Origin of the sequence: Streptomyces corchorusii (assembly GCF_001514055.1) — a bacterium.
Classification (GTDB): Bacteria; Actinomycetota; Actinomycetes; order Streptomycetales; family Streptomycetaceae; genus Streptomyces; species Streptomyces olivaceoviridis.
In genome coordinates this window covers 89,841-110,449 of sequence record NZ_KQ948363.1, presented here as the reverse complement: position 1 = coordinate 110,449, position 20,609 = coordinate 89,841, and the positions used below count along the sequence as shown (strand labels likewise).

At 72.7% G+C, this 20,609-nt stretch carries 21 protein-coding genes, 7 tRNA genes and 1 pseudogene; 11 read left to right on the top strand and 18 right to left on the bottom strand.

Annotated features, from left to right (window positions below; all coding sequences use genetic code 11):
• Positions 1-186: 186 nt before the first annotated feature.
• A complete protein-coding gene (locus AQJ11_RS30710) occupies positions 187-1,833 on the top strand; it encodes a hypothetical protein (RefSeq protein WP_107120902.1) in 1,647 nt (548 codons plus the stop codon).
• A gap of 80 nt (positions 1,834-1,913) precedes the next feature.
• Here the strand turns inward: AQJ11_RS30710 and AQJ11_RS30705 are convergent, their stop codons facing one another.
• The 4 genes from AQJ11_RS30705 to AQJ11_RS30690 all read right to left on the bottom strand — a co-directional run bounded on the left by AQJ11_RS30705 (position 1,914) and on the right by AQJ11_RS30690 (position 6,498).
• On the bottom strand, positions 1,914-2,477 hold the full coding sequence (locus tag AQJ11_RS30705) for an HIT family protein (RefSeq protein ID WP_041665033.1): 564 nt from the start codon (positions 2,475-2,477) through the stop codon (positions 1,914-1,916).
• A 152-nt stretch (positions 2,478-2,629) separates the two neighbouring features.
• A complete protein-coding gene (thrS, locus tag AQJ11_RS30700; RefSeq protein ID WP_059265348.1) occupies positions 2,630-4,606 on the bottom strand; it encodes a threonine--tRNA ligase in 1,977 nt (658 codons plus the stop codon).
• A 114-nt stretch (positions 4,607-4,720) separates the two neighbouring features.
• On the bottom strand, positions 4,721-5,935 hold the full coding sequence (locus tag AQJ11_RS30695; protein ID WP_059265347.1) for a hypothetical protein: 1,215 nt from the start codon (positions 5,933-5,935) through the stop codon (positions 4,721-4,723).
• On the bottom strand, positions 5,932-6,498 hold the full coding sequence (locus tag AQJ11_RS30690) for a DUF4365 domain-containing protein (protein WP_014671567.1): 567 nt from the start codon (positions 6,496-6,498) through the stop codon (positions 5,932-5,934). Before AQJ11_RS30690 ends, AQJ11_RS30695 begins: the two co-directional genes overlap by 4 nt.
• Positions 6,499-6,666: 168 nt before the next feature.
• Between AQJ11_RS30690 and AQJ11_RS30685 the strand changes: the two genes are divergently transcribed.
• The gene (locus tag AQJ11_RS30685; RefSeq protein WP_014671568.1) at positions 6,667-7,392 is read left to right on the top strand and encodes a 3'-5' exonuclease; all 726 of its coding nucleotides are present in this window, start codon (positions 6,667-6,669) and stop codon (positions 7,390-7,392) included.
• Positions 7,393-7,447: 55 nt separating this feature from the next.
• Here AQJ11_RS30685 and AQJ11_RS30680 read toward each other — a convergent pair.
• The 5 genes and pseudogenes from AQJ11_RS30680 to AQJ11_RS30660 all read right to left on the bottom strand — a co-directional run bounded on the left by AQJ11_RS30680 (position 7,448) and on the right by AQJ11_RS30660 (position 9,421).
• A tRNA-Val gene (locus AQJ11_RS30680) sits at positions 7,448-7,519 on the bottom strand.
• Positions 7,520-7,558: 39 nt separating this feature from the next.
• Positions 7,559-8,005, bottom strand: coding sequence for an SRPBCC family protein (locus AQJ11_RS30675; protein ID WP_059265346.1), 447 nt, complete (start codon positions 8,003-8,005; stop codon positions 7,559-7,561).
• A 321-nt stretch (positions 8,006-8,326) separates the two neighbouring features.
• Positions 8,327-8,476 (bottom strand): annotated as a pseudogene (locus AQJ11_RS52800) (sugar ABC transporter substrate-binding protein); the annotation flags it as partial.
• A gap of 312 nt (positions 8,477-8,788) precedes the next feature.
• Positions 8,789-8,860: transfer RNA gene (locus AQJ11_RS30665), tRNA-Val, on the bottom strand.
• Positions 8,861-8,944: 84 nt separating this feature from the next.
• Entirely contained in the window at positions 8,945-9,421 is a 477-nt protein-coding gene (locus AQJ11_RS30660; protein WP_059265344.1) for a TIGR02611 family protein, read from the bottom strand.
• 191 nt (positions 9,422-9,612) lie between these two features.
• On the opposite strand from AQJ11_RS30660, the gene AQJ11_RS30655 reads away from it, so the two are divergent.
• Together AQJ11_RS30655 and AQJ11_RS30650 are read left to right on the top strand one after the other, a co-directional pair.
• Positions 9,613-10,026, top strand: coding sequence for an SsgA family sporulation/cell division regulator (locus AQJ11_RS30655; RefSeq protein ID WP_004002642.1), 414 nt, complete (start codon positions 9,613-9,615; stop codon positions 10,024-10,026).
• Between the two features lie 318 nt (positions 10,027-10,344).
• Positions 10,345-10,905, top strand: coding sequence for a CGNR zinc finger domain-containing protein (locus tag AQJ11_RS30650; RefSeq protein WP_014671571.1), 561 nt, complete (start codon positions 10,345-10,347; stop codon positions 10,903-10,905).
• Between the two features lie 99 nt (positions 10,906-11,004).
• Here AQJ11_RS30650 and AQJ11_RS50010 read toward each other — a convergent pair whose 3' ends face one another.
• Both AQJ11_RS50010 and AQJ11_RS30645 read right to left on the bottom strand, forming a co-directional pair.
• Complete coding sequence (locus AQJ11_RS50010) at positions 11,005-11,157, bottom strand: hypothetical protein (RefSeq protein WP_014671572.1); 153 nt, start codon at positions 11,155-11,157, stop codon at positions 11,005-11,007.
• Between the two features lie 154 nt (positions 11,158-11,311).
• Positions 11,312-11,764: a hypothetical protein gene (locus tag AQJ11_RS30645; RefSeq protein ID WP_059265343.1), complete on the bottom strand. Its 453-nt coding sequence runs from the start codon at positions 11,762-11,764 to the stop codon at positions 11,312-11,314.
• A 211-nt stretch (positions 11,765-11,975) separates the two neighbouring features.
• Between AQJ11_RS30645 and AQJ11_RS30640 the strand changes: the two genes are divergently transcribed.
• Positions 11,976-12,500 carry a DsbA family protein gene (locus tag AQJ11_RS30640; protein ID WP_086011645.1) on the top strand — a complete coding sequence of 175 codons (525 nt, stop codon included), beginning with the start codon at positions 11,976-11,978 and terminating at the stop codon, positions 12,498-12,500.
• Between the two features lie 74 nt (positions 12,501-12,574).
• Here AQJ11_RS30640 and AQJ11_RS30635 read toward each other — a convergent pair whose 3' ends face one another.
• Genes AQJ11_RS30635 through AQJ11_RS30625 form a run of 3 tightly spaced genes read right to left on the bottom strand, consistent with a single transcriptional unit; the run spans position 12,575 to position 15,323 of the window.
• Positions 12,575-13,399: a GNAT family N-acetyltransferase gene (locus tag AQJ11_RS30635; RefSeq protein WP_014671575.1), complete on the bottom strand. Its 825-nt coding sequence runs from the start codon at positions 13,397-13,399 to the stop codon at positions 12,575-12,577.
• A 50-nt stretch (positions 13,400-13,449) separates the two neighbouring features.
• Positions 13,450-14,271 carry an aminotransferase class IV gene (locus tag AQJ11_RS30630; RefSeq protein WP_014671576.1) on the bottom strand — a complete coding sequence of 274 codons (822 nt, stop codon included), beginning with the start codon at positions 14,269-14,271 and terminating at the stop codon, positions 13,450-13,452.
• A complete protein-coding gene (locus tag AQJ11_RS30625) occupies positions 14,268-15,323 on the bottom strand; it encodes a chorismate-binding protein (RefSeq protein WP_059265342.1) in 1,056 nt (351 codons plus the stop codon). Before AQJ11_RS30625 ends, AQJ11_RS30630 begins: the two co-directional genes overlap by 4 nt.
• Positions 15,324-15,501: 178 nt before the next feature.
• Here AQJ11_RS30625 and AQJ11_RS30620 point away from each other — a divergent pair.
• From AQJ11_RS30620 to AQJ11_RS30600, 5 genes are all read left to right on the top strand, one after another.
• Positions 15,502-15,574: transfer RNA gene (locus AQJ11_RS30620), tRNA-Gly, on the top strand.
• Between the two features lie 38 nt (positions 15,575-15,612).
• A tRNA-Cys gene (locus tag AQJ11_RS30615) sits at positions 15,613-15,686 on the top strand.
• A gap of 1 nt (position 15,687) precedes the next feature.
• Positions 15,688-15,759 (top strand) — tRNA-Val (locus tag AQJ11_RS30610).
• A gap of 40 nt (positions 15,760-15,799) precedes the next feature.
• A tRNA-Val gene (locus tag AQJ11_RS30605) sits at positions 15,800-15,871 on the top strand.
• A 29-nt stretch (positions 15,872-15,900) separates the two neighbouring features.
• Positions 15,901-15,972, top strand: a tRNA-Val gene (locus AQJ11_RS30600).
• 63 nt (positions 15,973-16,035) lie between these two features.
• Here the strand turns inward: AQJ11_RS30600 and AQJ11_RS30595 are convergent.
• From AQJ11_RS30595 to AQJ11_RS50005, 3 genes are all read right to left on the bottom strand, one after another.
• Complete coding sequence (locus AQJ11_RS30595) at positions 16,036-16,329, bottom strand: TFIIB-type zinc ribbon-containing protein (protein ID WP_078611708.1); 294 nt, start codon at positions 16,327-16,329, stop codon at positions 16,036-16,038.
• Positions 16,330-16,409: 80 nt separating this feature from the next.
• Complete coding sequence (locus AQJ11_RS30590) at positions 16,410-17,405, bottom strand: phosphotransferase family protein (RefSeq protein ID WP_059265341.1); 996 nt, start codon at positions 17,403-17,405, stop codon at positions 16,410-16,412.
• Positions 17,406-17,648: 243 nt separating this feature from the next.
• A complete protein-coding gene (locus tag AQJ11_RS50005) occupies positions 17,649-17,825 on the bottom strand; it encodes a hypothetical protein (protein WP_014671580.1) in 177 nt (58 codons plus the stop codon).
• A gap of 603 nt (positions 17,826-18,428) precedes the next feature.
• On the opposite strand from AQJ11_RS50005, the gene AQJ11_RS30585 reads away from it, so the two are divergent.
• A complete protein-coding gene (locus tag AQJ11_RS30585; RefSeq protein WP_058079865.1) occupies positions 18,429-19,904 on the top strand; it encodes a serine/threonine-protein kinase in 1,476 nt (491 codons plus the stop codon).
• A 42-nt stretch (positions 19,905-19,946) separates the two neighbouring features.
• Here the strand turns inward: AQJ11_RS30585 and AQJ11_RS30580 are convergent.
• Positions 19,947-20,609: TrmH family RNA methyltransferase (locus AQJ11_RS30580; protein WP_059265340.1), on the bottom strand; the 663-nt coding region annotated here is incomplete at its 5' end.

Sequence of the window (20,609 nt, the reverse complement as noted above, 5' to 3'; positions counted from 1 at the left end):
GGCGGGCGGCTTCGGCCGTCCGCCCCCACGCTGTCGGTGCGGGCGGATACGCTGATCACCTGACGTCGTCGTGCGGCAACCGACCGGCAGCCGACCGGTGTCGGCACGACGGCTGGTCCAACAGGTGTGCGGAGCAGGGAAGTCGGGAAGGCCGCAGGAACGGCACCGGCGGCGATGGGGGCGGGAATGTCGTTTGGAACGGAGTGGGACGGGCCCCAGGTACCCGTCTCGGGCGACGAGGGACAGGCGGCGACCTCTGCGCTGGCCTCCGCGGCGTACCGGGACAGCCCGATCGAGGAGATCAAGAAGGCCGACAACGAGTGGCACCAGTCGACCGTGAAGCCCGGCCGGATGAAGATGTTCCGGCCCAATCTCGGCGAGGCGTTCTCCCGGGCCCTCGTCGACCGGATGCTCGCCCCCGGCCGCAAGCCGCTCATCCAGTCCTTCGGCTCCGAACCGCAGTTCGTCGTGGAACACGCCCTGGCCGCCAACAACATCCGCCGGGAGCGCGACAACCGCCTGACCACCATCACCGTCGTCTGCGGTCTGCTCTTCCTGCCCGGGATGATCGGCTGGCTGCTCGTCTTCCAGCTGCGCTCCCTCGTCGCGAGGCGCGACGACAAGCGGGCCGGGACCCTGGCCACCGCGCTCCTGCTGGGCGTCGGCTTGCTCGCCGCGCTGTTCCTGATCAAGATGCCGTTCTCCGGCTTCTGGGCGTGGTACGCCCGCGCGGCCGTGATCGTCCCCGTGCTCGGCTGGTTCTGGGCCAAGCAGATCTGCGAGCGCACCGCCAAGGACCTGCGGGCCCGCTGGGACGGCCTGCTCTCCGGCACCAGCGTCGGCGCCAAGGTCCCGGAGGCCGTGCCGCGCGGGCCCGGCCAGACCGCCGCGGAGGCGCTGCGCCAGTCGCTGGCCCGGCTGAGCGCCGAGCAGCAGTCGAACTCGGTCTTCTACGCCGGCCCCAAGGGCATACTCGGCATGGGCACCCGCTGGGGGGCCTGGCAGCTCGCCGAGGACCTCGTGCCCGCCGACCCCAGCCGGGAGATCCACCCCTTCCGCAGCTGGGACGTGGTACGCGCGATCCACGACCAACTGTCCCTGCTGGAGCGCGGCCCGCTGAACACCGGCGGCTTCCCCAAGCCGTCGATACGGCACTGGATCGTCACCCCGATCGGCGAGAAGGCCACGGCGGTGTCCCGGCCCGAGGGCACCGACGTCGAGGCCTTCCAGGTCAAGCCGCACGCCATACAGGACATCTGCAACAAGCAGCAGTTCGGCAGCGGCGACCGGCACTACCTGGGCGTGCAGTGGACCCTCTGGGACGGGCAGCTGGTCATCACCATGCTGATCACCGTCACCGTGCTGCACGAGACGCTGCGCATCGAGGTCACCGGGCACGCCCTGGGGCCGGTGAACCCGCTGTTCACCAGCAAGCCGGAGGCGCCGACCAAGGAGGTCGCCAAGTCCTTCAAGCCCTGGGAGAACCGCACGATCAAGCTGCCGCTGGTCACCACCGACGAGGTGGTACGGCTCGCCGTGCGCGCCCCGCTGACCTGGTACCCGCCGCTGCTGAACTGGCTCGGCGGCTCCCTCGGCCTGCCCGAGCCGTTCGGTCTGCGGCACGCCTGGGCCGACCAGCCGTGGCGCCACCGCTTCATGGCCGACGACGCGCTGCGCGCGGCCACACCGGTGCTGCGCGTGGTCCACTCCGCCGCGATCAAGCTCCTGGAGGAGAACGGCGTGAACACGGAGAAGTTCGGTGCCCGCTCCGCCTTCCTCAGCGGCAACGTCCAGGACCCGATGCCGAAGAAGGCCGACGTCTACGACGCATAGGCCTCCGGCGGTTCGGCCGGTGCCGTCCCCGGACTCGCGCACCGGCCGTGGACGGCCTCGTCCTCAGGTGCCGGACGGGCTCACGCCGCCGTCGGCCACGCCTCCGCCAGCATCTTCCGGGTGTCCGCCAGGAGCTGCGGCAGCACGCGCGTGTGGCCCACGACCGGCATGAAGTTCGTGTCGCCGCCCCAGCGCGGGACGATGTGCTGGTGCAGATGCGCGGCGATGCCGGCGCCCGCGACCCCGCCCTGGTTCATACCGATGTTGAACCCCTGCGCGCCGGACGCGGTCCGCAGGGCGGTCATCGCCTGCTTGGTCAGCTCCGCCAGCTCGGCGGTCTCCGGCCCGGTCAGATCCGTGTAGTCGGCCACGTGGCGGTAGGGCACGGTCATCAGGTGGCCGCCGTTGTACGGGTACAGGTTGAGCACCGCGTACACGTGCTCACCGCGCCGGACGATCAGCCCATCCTCGTCCGACTTGGCCGGAATCGAGCAGAAGGGGCAGCCGTCGCCGGCCCCGGGGCCGGTCGGCTTGTTCTCGCCCTGGATGTAGGCCATCCGGTGGGGCGTCCACAGGCGCTGGAACGCGTCCTGCGTCCCCACTCCGATCTGCTGCTCCGGCTCACTCGTCATGCTAGGCAGCATATGGCTTCACCCCTTCCCGACGTGTCGCCGGGGCGGCCGGCCGACATCTCCCGGCCAAGCCCGGCCGGTGGACGACGACCGCCGTACGCGGCGCGGGGAGGACGGGAAAGCCCCCGGGACCGTGGTCCCGGGGGCCTGGGCGCTCAGGCGGTTCAGACCTGGGTCCGCTCCTCGACCACCTTGGCGATCTTCGCGAGGGCCTCGTCGAACGGGATGCCGTTCTCCTGCGAGCCGTCGCGGTAGCGGAAGGACACCGAGCCGTTCGACATGTCCTCGTCGCCCGCGATGACCATGAAGGGGACCTTCTGCTTCTGGGCGTTGCGGATCTTCTTCTGCATGCGGTCCGAGGAGGAGTCCACCTCGACGCGCAGCCCCCGCTTCCTGGCCGCGGTCGCGAACTTCTCCAGGTACTCCACGTGCGCGTCGCCGATCGGGATGCCGATCGCCTGGACCGGCGCCAGCCACGCCGGGAAGGCGCCCGCGTAGTGCTCCAGCAGGACGGCGAAGAAGCGCTCGATGGAGCCGAACAGCGCGCGGTGGATCATGACCGGGCGCTGCTTGGAGCCGTCCGGGCCCGTGTACTCCAGGTTGAACCGCTCGGGCAGGTTGAAGTCGAGCTGGATGGTCGACATCTGCCAGGTCCGGCCGATGGCGTCCTTGGCCTGGACGGAGATCTTCGGGCCGTAGAAGGCGGCACCGCCCGGGTCGGGGACGAGGGGCAGGCCCTGCTTCTCGGCGACCTGGCGCAGGGTCTCGGTCGCCTCCTCCCAGACCTCGTCGGAGCCGACGAACTTCTCCGGGTCCTTGGTGGACAGCTCCAGGTAGAAGTCGGTCAGGCCGTAGTCGCGCAGCAGGCCGAGGACGAAGGTGAGCGTCTTGTCCAGCTCGTCGGACATCTGCTCACGGGTGCAGTAGATGTGCGCGTCGTCCTGCGTGAAGCCCCGCGCCCGGGTCAGGCCGTGCACGACGCCCGACTTCTCGTACCGGTACACGGTCCCGAACTCGAAGAGGCGCAGCGGCAGTTCGCGGTACGACCGGCCGCGCGCGTCGAAGATCAGGTTGTGCATCGGGCAGTTCATGGGCTTGAGGTAGTAGTCCACGCCCTCGTCGAGCTGCATGGGCGGGTACATGCCCTCGGCGTACCAGTCCAGGTGCCCGGACGTCTCGAAGAGCTTCCCCTTCGTCGCGTGCGGGGTGTAGACGAACTCGTAGCCCTCTTCCTCGTGACGGCGCCGCGAGTAGTCCTCCATGACCCGGCGGACGATGCCGCCCTTGGGGTGGAAGACGGCGAGGCCGGAGCCGATCTGCTCGGGGATGGAGAACAGGTCCAGCTCGGAGCCCAGCTTGCGGTGGTCGCGCTTCTCGGCCTCGGCCAGGAAGTCCAGGTACGCCTTCAGCTCGTCCTTGGACGGCCAGGCGGTGCCGTAGATGCGCTGGAGCATCGGGTTCTTCTCGCTGCCGCGCCAGTAGGCGGCCGCGTTGCGCATCAGCTTGAACGCCGGGATCAGCCGGGTGGAGGGCAGGTGCGGACCGCGGCACAGGTCCTTCCAGCACAGCTCGCCGGTCTTGGCGTCCAGGTTGTCGTAGATCGTCAGCTCGCCGGCGCCGACCTCGACGTCCGCGCCGTCGTCGTGCGAGGCCGAGCCCTTGAGGCCGATCAGCTCCAGCTTGTACGGCTCGTCCGCCAGCTCCTCGCGCGCCGCCTCGTCGGTGACGACACGGCGGGCGAACTTCTGCCCGCGCTTCTGGATCTCCTGCATCTTCTTCTCGATGGCCTTGAGATCCTCGGGCGTGAACGGCTTCTCGACGTCGAAGTCGTAGTAGAAGCCGTCCTTGACGGGCGGGCCGATGCCCAGCTTGGCCTCGGGGAAGAGTTCCTGCACGGCCTGCGCCATGACGTGCGCGGTGGAGTGGCGCAGGATGTTCAGGCCGTCCTCGGACGAGATCTCGACGCCCTCGACCTCGTCACCGTCGGACAGGGTGTGGGCGAGGTCCTTCAGCTCGCCGCCCACGCGCGCGGCGATGATCGAGCGCTCGCCCGCGAAGAGGTCGGCGGCCGTAGTGCCCGTCGTCACCACGCGTTCTTCCCGCTCGGAATCGCGTTGGATGATCACACGGACGTCTGACACCGGTCTCTCCTGACTGAAGGTGGGGTGCGGCGCCATACCAGGAGCGCGCGCACAGGCGATCGTACCGACCCGACGGCACCGACCGCGAAACGGTCACCCTCGGTCGCCCTTCCCTCACGCTTCCCCGCACGCCTCCTCGAAGAAGTCGAGGTTCTCCTGGAGGGACTTCAGCAGCCGGTCCCGCTCGGCCTCGTCCACCTGCACGGGTACGACGCCACCGGCGCCGGTGAGCCTGCGGAAGCCGCCCCGCCGCTCCAGCCGGCCGTGCACGCGGACGGGGAGGCCGACGAGGTGGGCGTGGCCGGCGATGCGGTAGTCCTCCTCGTCGAGGGTGACGCGGACGTGCGGGACGTCGGCGCCGGCGAGGACCCGCAGGCGTACGGTGCCCTCGCCGCCGGGCCCGGAGCGGCGCATGCGGACGACGGCGCCGGTGACGCTGACCGGGACGGAGGGTTCGGCGCGGAGGTAGCGGGCGGCGGCCTCGCGGAGCGCGGGCAGGTCGCCGGGTGAGAACTCGACGGGTTCGGCGCAGGGCGCGCGGCCTTCGGGGGCGCCGGTGCCGGGTGCCCAGGCGACGGCGACGCGGGCGCCCTCGGTGCCGCGGACGAGGGCGGCGAGCGCCTCGGTGAGTTCCCGGCTGACGCCGGCCTCGACGGCGCCGTCGAAGGCGTCCATGCCGCCGGTGGCCCGCCGGTAGTCGATGGCCTCGCGGGCGGCGTGCAGGGCCTGGTGGAGGCGGACGGCGAGGGGGCGGCCGGCGGTCACGGGGACGAAGGCGGTGAGGGTGCGGCCCTCGGCGGCGGGGCCGACGAGGACGTCGTCCAGGAGGGCGGCGGCGGAGCGGCGGTGGCGGGCGCCGTAGTAGCCGGCACGCGCGCGGGTGGCGAGCGCGGCGGCGAGCAGCATGCGCCGGGCGGCGCCGCGCAGGTGGTCGTCGGCGGTCCAGGGGGCGGCGCCGGCGGGCCCGCCCGGGGTGTCGCGCCACCAGCGGACCTCGTCGCTGGGTACGGCGAGGGAGATCAGGATCTCGCGCGCGGAGGGGGTGTGGCTGCGGACGAGGGCGTCGAGGGCCTCGCCGAGCAGGTCGTCGCTGTCGGGGAAGGCGCGGCTCTCGGGGACGAGCAGGCTGGTCCCGCCGCCCGGGCCGGGCGGGGTCCAGCGGCCGTACCGGCCGGGTGCTCCGCCGCGCCGCTGCCAGCCGTGCCGGCGCAGCAGGGCGCCGAGCGCGGCGGGGTCGATGTCGGCGGGCTCGGGCGGCCGGTCCCAGGGGAGGTCGTCGGGGTGCGGCCGGACCTGCCGTACCGGCTCGTCGCAGGGACGGTTCCTCATGGTCTGCCTCCCGTCCCGACCCGCGTCATGATCTCGCAGAGCGCCCGGTCGTCGAAGATGCGCGAGGTCGGTATCCGCACGGTGGTCCGGTTCCGGCCGGTGATGGGGTGGCCGGCGAGGTTGGTCCAGTAGCAGCAGTGCCTCAGGTCGAGGCGGTCGTGGCTGGCGCGCAGCCAGTCGCCCTGGGAGCGCGGCACGAGCATGACGACCAGGATCTTGTGCACCGAGACGGGGGTGCGGGCGAGCTTGCGCAGGTGGTCGTTGTCGAGGGTGAAGGAGAAGGAGCGCCCCGGAGGGTTCGGCGCGATCTGGTAGGTGGCCTTCAGCTGCACCTTGATCGTGACCTCGTCGTCGACGGTGTGTCCGGGCGCGCTGTGGCTGACGTGCCAGTCGATGCCGTTGTCCGGGAAGGGCTGGGACAGCGAGCAGCCGGCCGCGGCGGCGACCGCGTGCAGATAGCCGACCTGCAATGTCTCCATGCAGGCGGTGGTGGCGAGCGAGCCGCGAAGGTGACCCGGACGTTCGGGCAGCAGCCCGCCCCGCTCGGGCTGGGCTATGGCCATGACCAACAGCCTTCCATGGCAGGGGTTTCCCAGCTGTGGGCCGCTGAACTGCAAAGACCCGTACTCCTGTTGTCTCCTCCCGGCGTACGGCGCAAACGGCCCGGGTATCACCAAACGGGCGGAAGACGGAACGTCACCTGCCATGGGTGGACGAGGAGTTGGGTTGCGATGACGACCTGGTACGAGGGGCCGCTGGCCGCCTTCGACACGGAGACGACGGGCGTGGACGTGGAGACCGACCGGATCGTGTCGGCCGCCGTCGTCGTCCAGGACGCGCCGGGGACCCGGCCCCGGATCACCCGGTGGCTGGTGAACCCGGGTGTGCCGGTGCCGGAGGCGGCGACGGCGGTGCACGGGCTGACGGAGGAGCACGTGCAGCGCAACGGGCGCTGGCCGGCCCCGGTGATGTACGAGATAGCCGAGCAGCTCGCCGAGCACGCGGCGCTGGGCCGGCCGCTGGTGGTGATGAACGCGCCGTTCGATCTGACGCTGCTGGACCGGGAGTTGCGCCGGCACCGGGCGTCGTCGCTGGACCGCTGGCTGGAGTCGGTGCCGCTCAGGGTGCTGGACCCGCGGGTGCTGGACAAGCACTTGGACCGGTACCGCAAGGGCCGGCGCACGCTGACGGACCTGTGCGCGCACTACGGGGTGACCCTCCAGGACGCGCATGACGCGGCGGCGGACGCGCTGGCCGCGATGGATGTCGTACGGGCGCTGGGCCGCCGGTTCGCGGCCCGGCTGGAGCGGCTGTCCCCCGCCGACCTGCACACCTTGCAGGCGAACTGGCACGCGGCGCAGGCACGGGGGTTGCAGGCGTGGTTCGCGCGCAGCGGCTCGGAGGAGGTCGTCAGCACGGAGTGGCCGCTGCGGCCCGAGCTGCCGGCGGCGGCGTGACGGGCCCGGCGGCATGAAGAAGGCCGGTCCGCGACGGCGGACCGGCCTTTCCCGGTGGGCGATACTGGGTTCGAACCAGTGACCTCTTCGGTGTGAACGAAGCGCTCTCCCACTGAGCTAATCGCCCGGGAACGCACTGAACAATACAGGTCCCGGCGGCGTTCCTTCAAACCGCTTCCAGGTGGCGCAGCAGTCCGCGCCGCCCGGCCCGCATCATCAGCCGGTGGTTGAGGCGGAAGAGCGGCCGTCCCGGTACGGCGAGCCGCCTGAGCAGGGGCTTGCGGACGCGGACCTCCTGGTCGTACCGGGCGAGGGTGCCGGGGCCGGCGGGGGTGACCGTCCAGCGGGCCCAGCCGTCGATGTCGCCGGACAGAGTGACCTCCAGGACGCCGGCGGCCCGGTCCCGGCGGGTCGCCCGCACGGTGGACGTGAGGCCGTACGGCAGCGCGGACCGGATGGTGATCACACCGGAGCCGTCGTCCAGCCGGGTCACCGTGCGCACCTGTGGCCACCAGCGGGGATAGTCCTCGGCCCGCTCCAGTGCCGCGTACACGGTGGCCGGCGGGGCGGGCAGGGGCCACACGCTGCGGAAGCGGTAGTGGTTCCAGTCCATGGGTCGAGTGTGCGCGAAGACGTGCGGGCATATGAGTACGGGTACTCATGCGCCGGGCCGTGGCCGGCTTCAGACTGGGGGCGCGAGCGCCGCCGCCCGTGCGACGGCGCTCCCCCGGTCCCGGTCAGGCCGGCATCTCGTCGCCGAGCAGGGCCAGGTCCTCGATGGCGGCGAGGCAACGTGGCCCAGGCACTTGAACCCCGGCATCTCCACGAGGTGGATCGGCTCGGCGCACAGCTCCTGGGAGACGACCTTCGGGTCGGTGACGTGGCCGGCCTTGACCCGGTTGCAGCCGTCGGTCCACCACTCCGTCAGGCCGGCCTCGCCGACCTTCGTGACGCCCGCCCGGAAGTGATCCAGGCTCAGATTTCCGGCCTGTACCTGTGACTTCAGATCGAGGTGAATTCCTCGCTTGTCGTACTTCCCGGAGAATGTGACGGTGTTTTGGAATACGTCCGGGGGATTTCCGCCGGGCGGCTTCGGTCGGGACGCACGGTCGGTGACGGAGCCGGCCGGACATCGGCGTCGGCGTCGGTGACGGGCGACCTCGTCCCCGGTGTGCGGACCGCCGGCCGTGACGGCGTGCGCGGGCGGGCCGGTGTCCGACGGCCGACGCCTGACTGCCGGCCGGGGCCCGCCTCACGATGGTCCGGTGATTGGCCCGGCGGCCACGAGACGCGCGGGTGGCGGAGTCCCGGGCCCGTCCGCCCCGCACCAGCCGCCGACAGCAGGCGCGTACGCCGACGGCCCATCTGCTGGTCGCAGATGGGCCGTCGGTCCGGGTGGGCGATACTGGGTTCGAACCAGTGACCTCTTCGGTGTGAACGAAGCGCTCTCCCACTGAGCTAATCGCCCGGGCGCAGGAAGAACATTACCCCATGTCAGGGGGTGCTTCCGACCGGGGCCGGGGGGCGGGGGCCGTCCGCCGTCGGAGCCGCTTCACTGGTCCTTGATCTTCCACGGCATGACGAGGCCGAATTTCCACAGGTAGATCCCGGCGAGCACGCCGATGATCACCAGCCCGATCACGGTCAGTGTGATGTTGCGGCGGCGCACCCTGGGGTCGAGGGCCCGGTGGGCCGCCTCGGTGACCTTGCGCTTGGTCCAGCGGAGCACGAGCTGGGCCCAGACGAACTCGGTGGCCCAGATGGCCATGCCCCCGAAGATCACCACCCAGCCGGGTCCGGGCAGCGGGAGCATGACGATCCCCGCGCCGACCACCGCGAGGCCGACCACGAAGACCCCGACCTGCCAGCTGAGGTGCAGGAGCCGGCGGGCCTTGACGAATTCCGGCGCCCGCGAGCCGAGACCGCGCTCGGCCTCGTGCCCGGTCCCCTGCCCGGCCTCGGGACGGTCCGTCCTCGCCTTGTCCGCTGCCACGGCGACCTCGCCCGGCTCGTCACTCCCCGTATTCATACAGACAAACCCTACCGGAGTGAATCCGGTCACCGGAATGGTCGTAGGTCTGGTACGAGTTCTCGGCCGGAAGAGTTACGTAAACACACGCAAAACCCTCAGAGGGGTTTACAACGGCACCGTAGGTGGCATGTCGATTTCGCCGACGTGCGAATCCCCGAGCGCACACTGAGCGAAAGGCCCTGGCGCTTATGAACACCACGGTCAGCTGCGAGCTGCACCTGCGCCTCGTTGTGTCGAGCGAGTCCTCCCTGCCTGTCCCCGCAGGCCTGCGGTACGACACGGCCGACCCCTACGCCGTGCACGCCACCTTCCACACCGGAGCCGAGGAGACCGTCGAGTGGGTGTTCGCCCGCGACCTCCTCGCCGAGGGGCTTCACCGGCCCACCGGCACCGGCGACGTCCGCGTCTGGCCATCCCGCAGCCATGGTCAGGGCGTCGTGTGCATCGCCCTCAGCTCCCCGGAGGGGGAGGCGCTGCTTGAGGCCCCGGCGCGGGCCCTGGAGTCCTTCCTGAAGCGAACCGACGCCGCCGTGCCGCCCGGCACGGAACACCGGCACTTCGACCTGGATCAGGAGCTCTCGCACATCCTGGCGGAGAGCTAGGCCGCGGCCCTTCCGAGCAGCCCGGCGCCGTCCACTCGGGGAGACGGCTCGGGCCAAGACAACCGCATACGGCACAGGCCGACGCCGTCACCGTGAGCGTCACGGAGGCGGCGTCGGCCTGTGCGCGGCCGACTGCGCTCCGTGTGCGTCCGGCCGCGCTGCGTCCCGGCGGCCCGGCCCGGGAACCCCCGGGGGATCGGCGGCGCCCTGTCGGCACGCGGGAGGTCGGGAACACACGGGTGCGGGGGGCGCGGTTGTCGCTACCATCGGCCAGCATCGGCGGGCGTCCGCCCGACCCCCCAGGCCAGGGAGCGAAACGTGCTGATCACCCACGACACCCGGTGCGCCCTCGACACCGTGGTGGATCTGGTGAACACCGCGCCGGAGGACGACGCGGCGGCGGACGGACTGCCCGATGTCCCGGCTCTCGCGGATTTCGTACGAAACCACAAGATGAGCGATGTCGGTGTGCTCTCGGAGTTCGACCTCTCCGCGGTGCGCAGGGTCCGGGCGCGGTTCGCGGCGATCTTCGCGGCCCCGGACGCCCGGTCCGCCGCCATGATGATCAACGAACTGGTCGCCGCGGCGGGCACCACGCCCCAGCTGACCGACCATGACGGCTACGACTGGCATGTGCACTACTTCGCACCGGGTGCCTCCGTGACCGACCATCTCGCCGCGGACTGCGGCATGGCACTCGCCTTCTTCGTGGTGGCCGGCGAGCAGGAACGGCTGCGGCGCTGCGAGGCGCCGGACTGCCGGCGCGCCTTCGTGGATCTGTCCCGCAACCGCTCGCGCCGCTACTGCGACAGCCGCACCTGCGGCAACCGGCTGCACGTCGCCGCCTACCGGGCCCGGCGCAAGGAGGCGGCGGGCTGAGAAGGCGACGGACCGAGAGGGCGACGGGCCGAGGAGTCTTCCGCCCGCCCCGGTGCGACGTCGGTCCCGGCGGGTGGCGCCGGGACGGACGTGTACGGCTCACAGCAGCAGCAGGTCGTGCAGCGCAGCCATGAGCAGCAGACACCCGATCACCGCAAGGAAGATCATCAGCGGTGGCTGGGAAAGGGCGAAGAGGCATCCGCGCGGCTCGTCCTTCGGCGGCGCGGCCTCGCTCTGTTGCGTGTCCAGCATCTCGCGGCCGATGATGGCGCACCCGAGGGGCCGTCCGCGATCAACGCTCGCGGATCTTGCGGGACTTCGCCGAATACGCGAGGTCTCGTTCGGCTCATGAACGATTCGGGACGTCCAGGGACCTACTGTGTCGTTTCAGCGAGTCATGTGACTGTCATATGCCGTGCTTCTTCAAGATGGCCTCGATGTCGCTGAAGTCCTCGGCCGAGCCGGTGGCCCGGGGGGCGTCGGCTCTCGGTCCGGCCGCGGGGCGCGCGGAGGACCGGGGCGCCTCGCCCAGGGACGGCGCCGAGGCCGCGGGCGCCACCGCGTCCCGCTCGGCCCGTCCGGTCGCCTTGCGCCCGGCACCTCCGCGCCGTCGCTCCACGGCGCGCGTGCCGGCGAACAGCAGCCAGGCCGCGCCCAGCACTCCGAAGCCCGCCCAGGCGGTGGGGCTCAGGGCGGTGTCGGAGAGCCAGCCGACGACCCCGGTCATGACCAGGCCGACCGGCACCAGCGAGTAGGCCGCGAGGCGGGCCGCCGCCAGGAAACGCTTGCGGTAGGCGGTGACCACCGCGATACCCAGGCCCGCCGCCGACACGGCGGAGCAGACTGTCTCGGCAATCATCCGTCCTCCTGGCGGGCTCGTTCGTCGCTTCCATCGTGCACCGCCCGGTCCCCGCGATGCCATGCCCCGGCCGGACATCAGGGACATCTCCGGGTCGCCTCCTACTGGAGTGCCGGTCCGGGTCCGATGCCCGGGGTGCCGGTCCCCGCCCCCACGGGCCGGCCCAGGTCCCGATTGGGTCGCCCGGTCCCGGCCTGGAAGACTGGTGGGCATGAGCGACTCCTCCCCCGCACGCACCGAAGCCCTCGTCCTCGACGTCTGGTGCGAGCTGCAGTGCCCCGACTGCCGCACCGCCCTGGACGACGTCCGCGCCCTGCGCGCCCGCTACGGCGACCGGCTGGAGCTGCGGCTGCGGCACTTCCCGCTGGAGAAGCACAAGCACGCCTTCGCCGCGGCGCAGGCCGCCGAGGAGGCGCTGGAGCAGGGCAAGGGCTGGCCGTACGTGGAGGCCGTGCTGGAGCGGGTGGCGGAGCTGGACCGTCAGGGAGAACCCCTCCTGGTCGAGGTGGCGCGGGAACTCGGCCTGGACGCCGAGGAGTTCGACACCGCGTTGATCGACGGCCGGCACATCCTGGTCGTCGACGCCGACCAGGCCGAGGGCAAGGCGATCGGCGTCACGGGTACCCCGACGTACGTCATCGGCGGCGAGCGCCTCGACGGCGGCAAGAGCCAGGAGGGCCTGCGCGAGCGCGTCGAGGAGATCGCGGACCGGCTGCTGGCCGACCGGGAGGCCTGACCGGGGGCGGGGCGAGGATCCGGGGCGGCGCGGGCGCCGTCGTTTCCCGGCACGCGGCACGGGCCCGCGCGGTCCTACAGCAGGGGCTTGCTCAGGGAATGGGTCACCGTCTCGTAGCCGAGTGACGCGTAGAGCCGCTCGGCCGGGGTGTTGCCCGCGAACACGTTGAGGCCGAGGACCGTCCGGCCGGCCTCGATCGCCTGGCGTTCCGCCAGCAGCATGAGCGTACGGCCGTGGCCCAGCCCGCGGTGGGCGGCGCCGGTCTCCACGTCGAAGACGAACGCCTCGGCGTCCCCCAGGGCCAGCCAGAGGGTGCCGACCGGGGCGCCCTCGTGCTCCAGCACGCTGAAGAGCACGCCCTCGGTCGCGAGCCCGTGCGGCAGCAGCCGCGCGTGGTCGTCGCGGGTCTTGGCGCGGGCCGCGGCCTCGGGGACGCCCCGCTCGATCCACTCGCGCGCGTACCGCTCGCTCTCCGCCTCCCGCCAGGCGGCGAACTCGGCCTCGGTGATAGGGCGCGCGCGGCTGCCCGGCGGCAGCGCGGGCGGGGTGGCGCCGAGGCGTTTCTCCATGCCGCGGTTGCGCACCGTGTAGCCGAGGGCACCGAACAGGCGCAGCGCGGCGTCCGCCGTGGCGGGCACCACCGCCTCCATCTGTACGCAGCCCCAGCCCCGGGCGACCTCCTCCGCGGCGAGCGCGGCCACGGTGCCCCGGCCGCGCCGCCGGTCGGGCTCGGCGATCCGCAGGTCGATGACGCGGGCCACCGAGGGGCCGAGGGACGGCGAGGTGCCGAGGTGGATCTCGCCGACGGGGCGGCTGTTCACGCACACCGCGTAGCGGCGGGAACGTGATCCGTCGGGGTGCTGCTGGAGCGGCTCGGCCGGCCGCAGGGTCGTGGTCATCACAGGTGTTCTACCCACGCCGACCGCCCCACGTCAGCCCGTTTCCCGGCTCAGGGATCCAGGTCCCGCCCGGCCCGGTCGTCGAAGATCCGCATGGCCTCGGCGGTCACCGGGCCCTGCGTGCCGGGCAGTTGGCGGTCGTCGATCTGGTGCAGGGCCTGTACGTCCCGCAGGGTGGAGGTCAGGAAGACCTCGTCGGCGCGCCGGAGGACGTCCAGCGGCAGGTCGGTCTCCTTGGCGCCGACCCACTCGACGACCAGGGCCCGGGTGATGCCGGGCAGACAGCCCGAGGTGACCGGCGGGGTGTGGATCTCGCCGTCCAGGACGACGAACACGTTGGACCCCGTGCCCTCGCAGAGCTGTCCGACCGTGTTGCCGAACAGTGCCTCGGACGCGCCGTGTTGGTGGGCGCGGGCCAGGGCGACGACGTTCTCCGCGTACGAGGTGCTCTTCACGCCGGCGAGGGCACCGCGTTCGTTGCGGGTCCACGGCACGGTGATCGCCGCCGTGGAGTCGGGGCGGCGGCTGGTCTCGCCGAGGGCGACCACCAGCGTCGGGCCCTGGTCGCCGCGGTCGGAGCCGAGCGGGCCGTGGCCTCCGGTGTAGGTGATCCGCAGCCGGCCCAGCGGCACCGGGTCGGCCTCCAGGACGGCCGCACAGGCGCGGCGCACCTCGTCGTGGTCGGGGTCGGGCAGGCCGAGGCCGCGGGCCGAGCGGGTCAGCCGGTCCAGGTGCCGGGTGAGCGCGAAGGGCGTGCCGTGGACCGCCTTGACGGTCTCGAAGACGCCGTCGCCGACGGTCAGCCCGTGGTCGAGGACGGAGATCCTGGCGGATTCCAGGTCCCGCAGCTCGCCGTCCAGCCAGATCCTCATAGGAGCGCCCCCTCGGTCTCGTCGTACACACCCGACGCTACCGCGAGCAGCCGGGACGCCTTCAGCTCGGTCTCGCGCCACTCCCCCTCCGGGTCGGATCCCCAGGTGATGCCGGCCCCGGTGCCGAAGCGCAGGGCGCCCTCGGCCCGGTCGATCCAGAAGGTGCGGATGCCCACGGCCAGCTCGGCGGTGCCCCGGTCGGCGTCCACCCAGCCGATGCCGCCGCAGTACGGGCCGCGCGGCGCCGTCTCCAGCGCCTCGATGATCGTCAGGGCGCTCGGCTTGGGGGCGCCGGTGACCGAGCCCGGCGGGAAGGCCGCGGCCAGCAGCTCCGGCCAGCCGGCGTCCGCCCGCAGCTCGCCGCGGACGGTCGAGACGAGGTGGACGAGCCCCGGGTGCTTCTCGACGGCGCACAGGTCGGGGACGCTCACGCTGCCGGTCGCGCAGACGCGGCCGATGTCGTTGCGGACCAGGTCCACGATCATCACGTTCTCGGCGTAGTCCTTCTCCAGGAGGTCCGCCTCGGTGCGCCCGGTGCCCTTGATCGGTCCCGACTCGACGGTGCGGCCGTCCCGGCGCAGGAACAGCTCGGGCGAGGCGGTGGCGATCTCCACGCCGTGTTCCGGCAGCCGGATCGTTCCCGCGTAGGGCGCCGGGTTGCCGCGGGCCAGCAGGGCGGTCAGGGCGTCCACGTCGGCGCCGGGGTCGACCGGCGCGCTGAGCACGCGGCAGAGATTGGCCTGGTAGACCTCGCCGGCCGCGATGTGCTCGCGGATGCGGCGGACGGCCGCCGTGTACGCGGCGCGGTCCAGGGAGGAGGTCCAGTCCCCCGGCCGCGGGCCCCGCCACCGGCCGGGCGCCGGCGCGGGCACCGGCTCCTCGCGTACCTCCGCGAAGCGCGCGCAGGTCAGGCGGCCCTCGTAGTCCGCGCAGACGGCCCAGAAACCGGTGGAGTCCAGGGCGGCCGGATCGCTGGTGACGTCGAGGAGGCCGGTGGCGACGCGGTCGCCGAAACGGGCCAGCGAGGGGGGTCCGGATGGGTGGTGGAGCACGTGGTCGAGTCTAGGGCGGGTGTCCGACAGGTGGCTCCGGGATGTCCCGGAGGGGGCCCTGACCACGGGGTCCGTCGAGTGCACCGCAGCACGCTGCGCAAACGCGTTTTTGTGCTGGCCCGGGAATCCGCTAGAGTTCAACACGTCGCCGGGACGCGGAAGCGGACCGAAACGACAGGCGGACGTAGCTCAGTTGGTAGAGCGCAACCTTGCCAAGGTTGAGGTCGCGAGTTCGAGCCTCGTCGTCCGCTCGAAGGAGAAGGGGTCGTCCCGATCCCCTTACACTCCTGGTGGAGTGGCCGAGAGGCGAGGCAACGGCCTGCAAAGCCGTCTACACGGGTTCAAATCCCGTCTCCACCTCCAAGGACGATTAGCTCAGCGGGAGAGCGCTTCCCTGACACGGAAGAGGTCACTGGTTCAATCCCAGTATCGTCCACTGGATCTTCGGATCCTGGGTCTTCTCGAAGATCCCGCCCGCGCGATTAGCTCAGCGGGAGAGCGCTTCCCTGACACGGAAGAGGTCACTGGTTCAATCCCAGTATCGCGCACTGCCTGTGACTCACGGGTCACAGCCCGCGGACGATTAGCTCAGCGGGAGAGCGCTTCCCTGACACGGAAGAGGTCACTGGTTCAATCCCAGTATCGTCCACACAGCAAGGAGCCCCCGGCCGTCTCGTACGGCCAGGGGCTTCTGCGTGTGCTCGGCCGGCGATCAGCTGGAGAAGAGCATGTGGCCGAAGCTCTTGTGGCGCTGGTGGCCGTAGTGACCGTGACCGCCGTGACCGCCGTGCGGGGCGCCCCAGGCGGGCGCGGGCGGAGCCGCCGGGTAGGCCTGCGGAGCGGGCGGGGGCGGCGGGGCCGGCTGCGACCACTGGGCCTCCAGACGGGTCAGCGCCTCCAGCTCGCCGTAGTCGAGGAATATGCCGCGACAGCCGCTGCACTGCTCGATCTGGACGCCGTTGCGGTTGTAGGTGTGCATCGGCGCATGGCACTTCGGACACTGCATGGTCGGCTCAACTCCTCGCCGGTCGGTCCTGCTTCGTGTTTCCCCAGGACAGACTCCGTCCGGCCCCGGGCGGTTGCAGCCTAGTCCGGGAATCCGGGCGCGGGACGCGGGAGGCCGGCGGGGACGGACGGCATGCGCGCGCACGCGTCCACCACGGCCTGTTCCACCTCGTCCAGCGGGCGGTCGGCGGCGAGCGCCTTGGTGACCGCGCGGGCGGCCGTCTGCACGGTGAGCGCGCGGGCCGGGACGTCCAGGGCGGTCCAGGGGTCGCCGTCCGCGGGCACGGCCGGGCCGCCGGCCCGCCGGTAGGCGGCCAGGAAGCGGGTCCACTCGTGGGGCGGGAGGAGTCCGCAGGCGTACCAGGCGGCGGGGCGGGCGAGGTCCCAGGCCGGGACGCCGGCACCGAGGTCGTCCACGTCGATCAGCTTCCACGGGCCGTCCGGTGCCGGGTGCCGGACGAGCTGGCCGAGGTGCAGGTCGCCGTGGCAGAGGGCCGGCGGGCCGGGCATCGGCGCCTGCGCGCGCGCCCAGGCGGGCAGGGCCGCCCAGGCGTCCAGGACGGGACGGGCGGCCGTGTGGGCGGTCGCGCCGGGCGTGGTGCGCAGGGCCGCCTGGAGGCGGTCGAGCGCGCGGGCGGCCTTCGCGGGGCCGCGCATCGGGGGGAGGCCGGCGGGGACGGGGGTGCGGTGCAGGCGGGCGAGGAGGGTGGCGGCGGCCTCCCAGGGAGCGGCGGCCGGGTCGTCCGGGTCCACGGGGACGCCGTACGGCCAGAAGGTGACCAGGCGGTCGTGCAGGGTGGCCCTGTCCGGGGTGAGCGGCGGCAGGAGCAGGCCGGGGAGGCGGGCGGCCGTGGTGACGCGGAGGGCGAGCGCGGCGGGGTCCGTGTCCGGGGCGTGGGCCTTGGCGACGGTGGCGTCGTGGCGGACGACGGTGGCGTCCCGGCGGTCGGCGAGGGGGGTGCTGGGGCAGGAGCAGGGGGTGGTGGGGGTACGGGGGTGAGCGGCGGCCTTGGCCCGGTCGGCCAGCGCGGCTATGAGGGCAGGGGTGTCGGCGCCGGTGTCGGTGTCTGCGGTCAAGGGGGCCTCGGACGGGGTGGGGTGCTGGGGCGAGGGTACCCGGGGGCGGGGTTGTGGGGGCCCGGCGAACTGCGTCGGACGCCCCCGCGCGCACCGCAAGGCCGGCCGACGCGGAAACGGCCAATGCCGGCGCAGCTCCCCAGCTGCGCCGGCATTTGTGCCGTCCGCCGTACCCCCGTCCCCACGGGGTTTCATGGATCGATGTCCCCGCCCGGACCGCTCTTCCGGGCCTGGGGTCGCCGCTCAGCGCCCCAGCATCGCACCCACGGACGACGCCTGTGTGGCCACCGTCTCCCAGCCGTCGAAGACGAGCAGGAGCAGGGCCGCCAGGGGAAGGGCCATGAGCGTCGCCACCAGGGGGTGGCGGCGGCCCGTCCGGCGGGGGGCGAACGCCGTGCGTCGCGGTGCCGTGTGGGCCATGGTCCCTCTCCTGACCGTGTCGGTTGTCGTCGGCAGCGGCGGGTGTCTGACCTCGGGGGACGAGTGCTCCACCCGCCGCTTGACCTCAAATCTAGGCGCGCGGCGCCCACCGGGCGTCATGCCCGCGTACCGATTGCCGGGCCTCCATGAGGATGAGCCATGACCTGCGACGTACTCCCCTGGGTGGAGACGCGGCCCCGTGTCTCGGGGTCTTCCCGGAGGGGTAGCCCACTCTGTCCCTATATTTCCGACGCGCCCTATGGGATGAGTTGAGTGACTTCGATCACTCCCGTCCGGGTCGGAGGGAGTGCCGGGGGTGGACCGGCATCCGGGGCGCGGGCCCGGCCGCGGGTCGCCGCCGACCACGGGCCGGTGGGCGTACGGACCTCTGCACCGCAGCCCAGCAGGGCGTCAACCTCCCTGCGGCACCGATCGGTTGAGGCCACCGGTGGCGCGAAGTCGCCGTGGGCCGGTGCCTGCTGACCGCGTTTCACCTCCCCCGGACGGCCGACACAATCCATCCGGCCCAGAGGGCGCGGCCTCTGCGCGCAGGCGGCCGTGGAAACGTAAGCTGTGCCACGTCACAGGGACCGGGCAGCGGGGATGAACATGGCGATGATGCGCCTGAGGCGCGAGGACCCGCGCGTCGTCGGCTCGTTCAGGCTTCACCGACGGCTCGGCGCGGGCGGGATGGGCGTGGTCTATCTCGGCTCCGACAAGAAGGGGCAGCGGGTCGCCCTGAAGGTGATCCGGCCCGATCTGGCGGAGGACCAGGAGTTCCGGTCGCGGTTCGCGCGCGAGGTGTCGGCGGCCCGGCGGATCCGGGGCGGGTGCACGGCCCGGCTGGTCGCCGCGGACCTGGAGGCCGAGCGGCCCTGGTTCGCCACCCAGTACGTGCCGGGCCCGTCGCTGCACGACAAGATCGCCGAGGAGGGCGCTCTCGGCGCGGCGGACACGGCGGCGATCGGCGCGGCCCTGTCCGAGGGACTGGTCGCCGTGCACGAGGCCGGGGTCGTCCACCGGGACCTGAAGCCCTCCAACATCCTGCTGTCCCCGAAGGGGCCGCGGATCATCGACTTCGGCATCGCCTGGGCCACCGGCGCCTCCACGCTCACCCACGTCGGCACCGCCGTCGGCTCCCCCGGCTTCCTCGCCCCGGAGCAGGTGCGCGGCGCTGCGGTCACACCGGCCACCGACGTGTTCTCGCTCGGCGCGACCCTGGCGTACGCGTCGACCGGCGACTCGCCCTTCGGGCACGGCAGTTCCGAGGTGATGCTGTACCGGGTGGTGCACGAGGAGCCGCAACTGCACGGCGTGCCGGACGCGCTGGCCCCGCTGATCCGGGCCTGCCTGGCGAAGGACCCCGACGAGCGGCCCAGCACGCTCCAGCTCTCGCTGCGGCTGAAGGAGATCGCCGCCCGGGAGGCGCAGGGCCTGGACGGCGTACGGCCGCCCTCGCCGCGTGCCGCCGAGGCGGACCGGCCCACCGGACGGCTCGCCGACACCTACCCCGAGCAGCAGCGCACCCAGCGGCGCGCCTCGCCCGGTACGCCGCTGCCGCGCGGCGGCACCCCGGCCCGCGGCGGTGCGCCCTCCGCGTCCTCCAGGGGCGGGGTGTCCGCGCGCGGTGACGTGCCGTCCCGTGGCGGAGCGTCCGCGCGCGGCGGGGTGCCCTCACGCGGGGGCAGCGGTGCGCGCGGTGGCGGCGCCGGGCTCACCGCCCGGCCGGGTACGGCCCGCCCCACCCCGGTGCCGCGCGGCGGCGGCCCGCGCTCCGGCGGCGGCCGGCCCGCTCAGCGCGGTGGTTCCGGCCGGCCGGGGCAGCGCCCGGCGGGGAGCCTGCGGCGGCCGGCCAATCCGCGGCTGCTGCGGCAGCGGCTGTTCGTCTTCGTGGTGGTGACGCTGCTCGTGGCGCTCGGCATCGCGGTGGCCCAGGGCTGCCAGGGCCCGGCGCGCGGGCTCGGCGACGACGGCGTCCGCCGGCAGCAGCACACCCAGCCGGGCCGCTCGCCGCTGGGCGACGCGACGTTCGTGCCGAACCCGGACACGTCCGCGGTGAGCCGCGACGCCGGTAACTGAGGGCCGCGTCCGCACGGGTTCGGCAGGCGGGGGCGCGCCGGGTCAGGACTCCGGCCGGCCCGTGGCCACCGCGTAGAAGGCCACCGCGGCAGCCGCGCCCACGTTGAGCGAGTCGACTCCGTGGGACATCGGGATGCGGACCCACTCGTCGGCGGCGACCAGCGCCTGCGTGGACAGCCCGTCGCCCTCGGCGCCGAGCATGAGCGCCACCCGGTCCATCCTGTGCGGGGCGGCCTCGTCCAGGGTGCGGGCCTTCTCGTCCGGGGTGAGCGCGAGCAGGGTGAAACCGGCCTCGCGGACCGAGTCCAGGCTCTTGGGCCAGGTCTCCAGCCGGGCGTACGGCACCGAGAACACGGCGCCCATGGAGACCTTGACGCTCCGCCGGTACAACGGGTCGGCGCAGTCGGGCGACAGCAGCACCGCGTCCATGCCGAGGGCCGCCGCCGAGCGGAAGATCGCGCCGATGTTGGTGTGGTCGTTCACCGACTCCATGACCACCACCCGGCGGGCGGAGCGCAGCAGTTCGCCGGCCGTCGGCAGCGGCTTGCGCTGCATGGAGGCGAGGGCGCCGCGGTGCACGTGGTAGCCGGTGACCCGTTCGGCGAGTTCGGGGCTGACGGCGTAGACGGGAGCCGGGAGTTCGTCGATGACGTCGCGCATGACGTCGATCCACTTGGCCGAGAGCAGCATCGACCGCATCTCGTA

What these genes read in the sequence shown, in the direction of transcription:
- AQJ11_RS30710 (WP_107120902.1), top strand. Translation starts at nt 187, where the DNA reads ATGTCGTTTGGAACGGAGTGGGACGGGCCCCAGGTACCCGTCTCGGGC.
- AQJ11_RS30705 (WP_041665033.1), bottom strand. Translation starts at nt 2,477, where the DNA reads ATGCTGCCTAGCATGACGAGTGAGCCGGAGCAGCAGATCGGAGTGGGG.
- AQJ11_RS30695 (WP_059265347.1), bottom strand. Translation starts at nt 5,935, where the DNA reads ATGAGGAACCGTCCCTGCGACGAGCCGGTACGGCAGGTCCGGCCGCAC.
- AQJ11_RS30690 (WP_014671567.1), bottom strand. Translation starts at nt 6,498, where the DNA reads ATGGCCATAGCCCAGCCCGAGCGGGGCGGGCTGCTGCCCGAACGTCCG.
- AQJ11_RS30685 (WP_014671568.1), top strand. Translation starts at nt 6,667, where the DNA reads ATGACGACCTGGTACGAGGGGCCGCTGGCCGCCTTCGACACGGAGACG.
- AQJ11_RS30675 (WP_059265346.1), bottom strand. Translation starts at nt 8,005, where the DNA reads ATGGACTGGAACCACTACCGCTTCCGCAGCGTGTGGCCCCTGCCCGCC.
- AQJ11_RS30660 (WP_059265344.1), bottom strand. Translation starts at nt 9,421, where the DNA reads ATGAATACGGGGAGTGACGAGCCGGGCGAGGTCGCCGTGGCAGCGGAC.
- AQJ11_RS30655 (WP_004002642.1), top strand. Translation starts at nt 9,613, where the DNA reads ATGAACACCACGGTCAGCTGCGAGCTGCACCTGCGCCTCGTTGTGTCG.
- AQJ11_RS50010 (WP_014671572.1), bottom strand. Translation starts at nt 11,157, where the DNA reads ATGCTGGACACGCAACAGAGCGAGGCCGCGCCGCCGAAGGACGAGCCG.
- AQJ11_RS30645 (WP_059265343.1), bottom strand. Translation starts at nt 11,764, where the DNA reads ATGATTGCCGAGACAGTCTGCTCCGCCGTGTCGGCGGCGGGCCTGGGT.
- AQJ11_RS30640 (WP_086011645.1), top strand. Translation starts at nt 11,976, where the DNA reads ATGAGCGACTCCTCCCCCGCACGCACCGAAGCCCTCGTCCTCGACGTC.
- AQJ11_RS30635 (WP_014671575.1), bottom strand. Translation starts at nt 13,399, where the DNA reads ATGACCACGACCCTGCGGCCGGCCGAGCCGCTCCAGCAGCACCCCGAC.
- AQJ11_RS30630 (WP_014671576.1), bottom strand. Translation starts at nt 14,271, where the DNA reads ATGAGGATCTGGCTGGACGGCGAGCTGCGGGACCTGGAATCCGCCAGG.
- AQJ11_RS30595 (WP_078611708.1), bottom strand. Translation starts at nt 16,329, where the DNA reads ATGCAGTGTCCGAAGTGCCATGCGCCGATGCACACCTACAACCGCAAC.
- AQJ11_RS50005 (WP_014671580.1), bottom strand. Translation starts at nt 17,825, where the DNA reads ATGGCCCACACGGCACCGCGACGCACGGCGTTCGCCCCCCGCCGGACG.
- AQJ11_RS30585 (WP_058079865.1), top strand. Translation starts at nt 18,429, where the DNA reads ATGAACATGGCGATGATGCGCCTGAGGCGCGAGGACCCGCGCGTCGTC.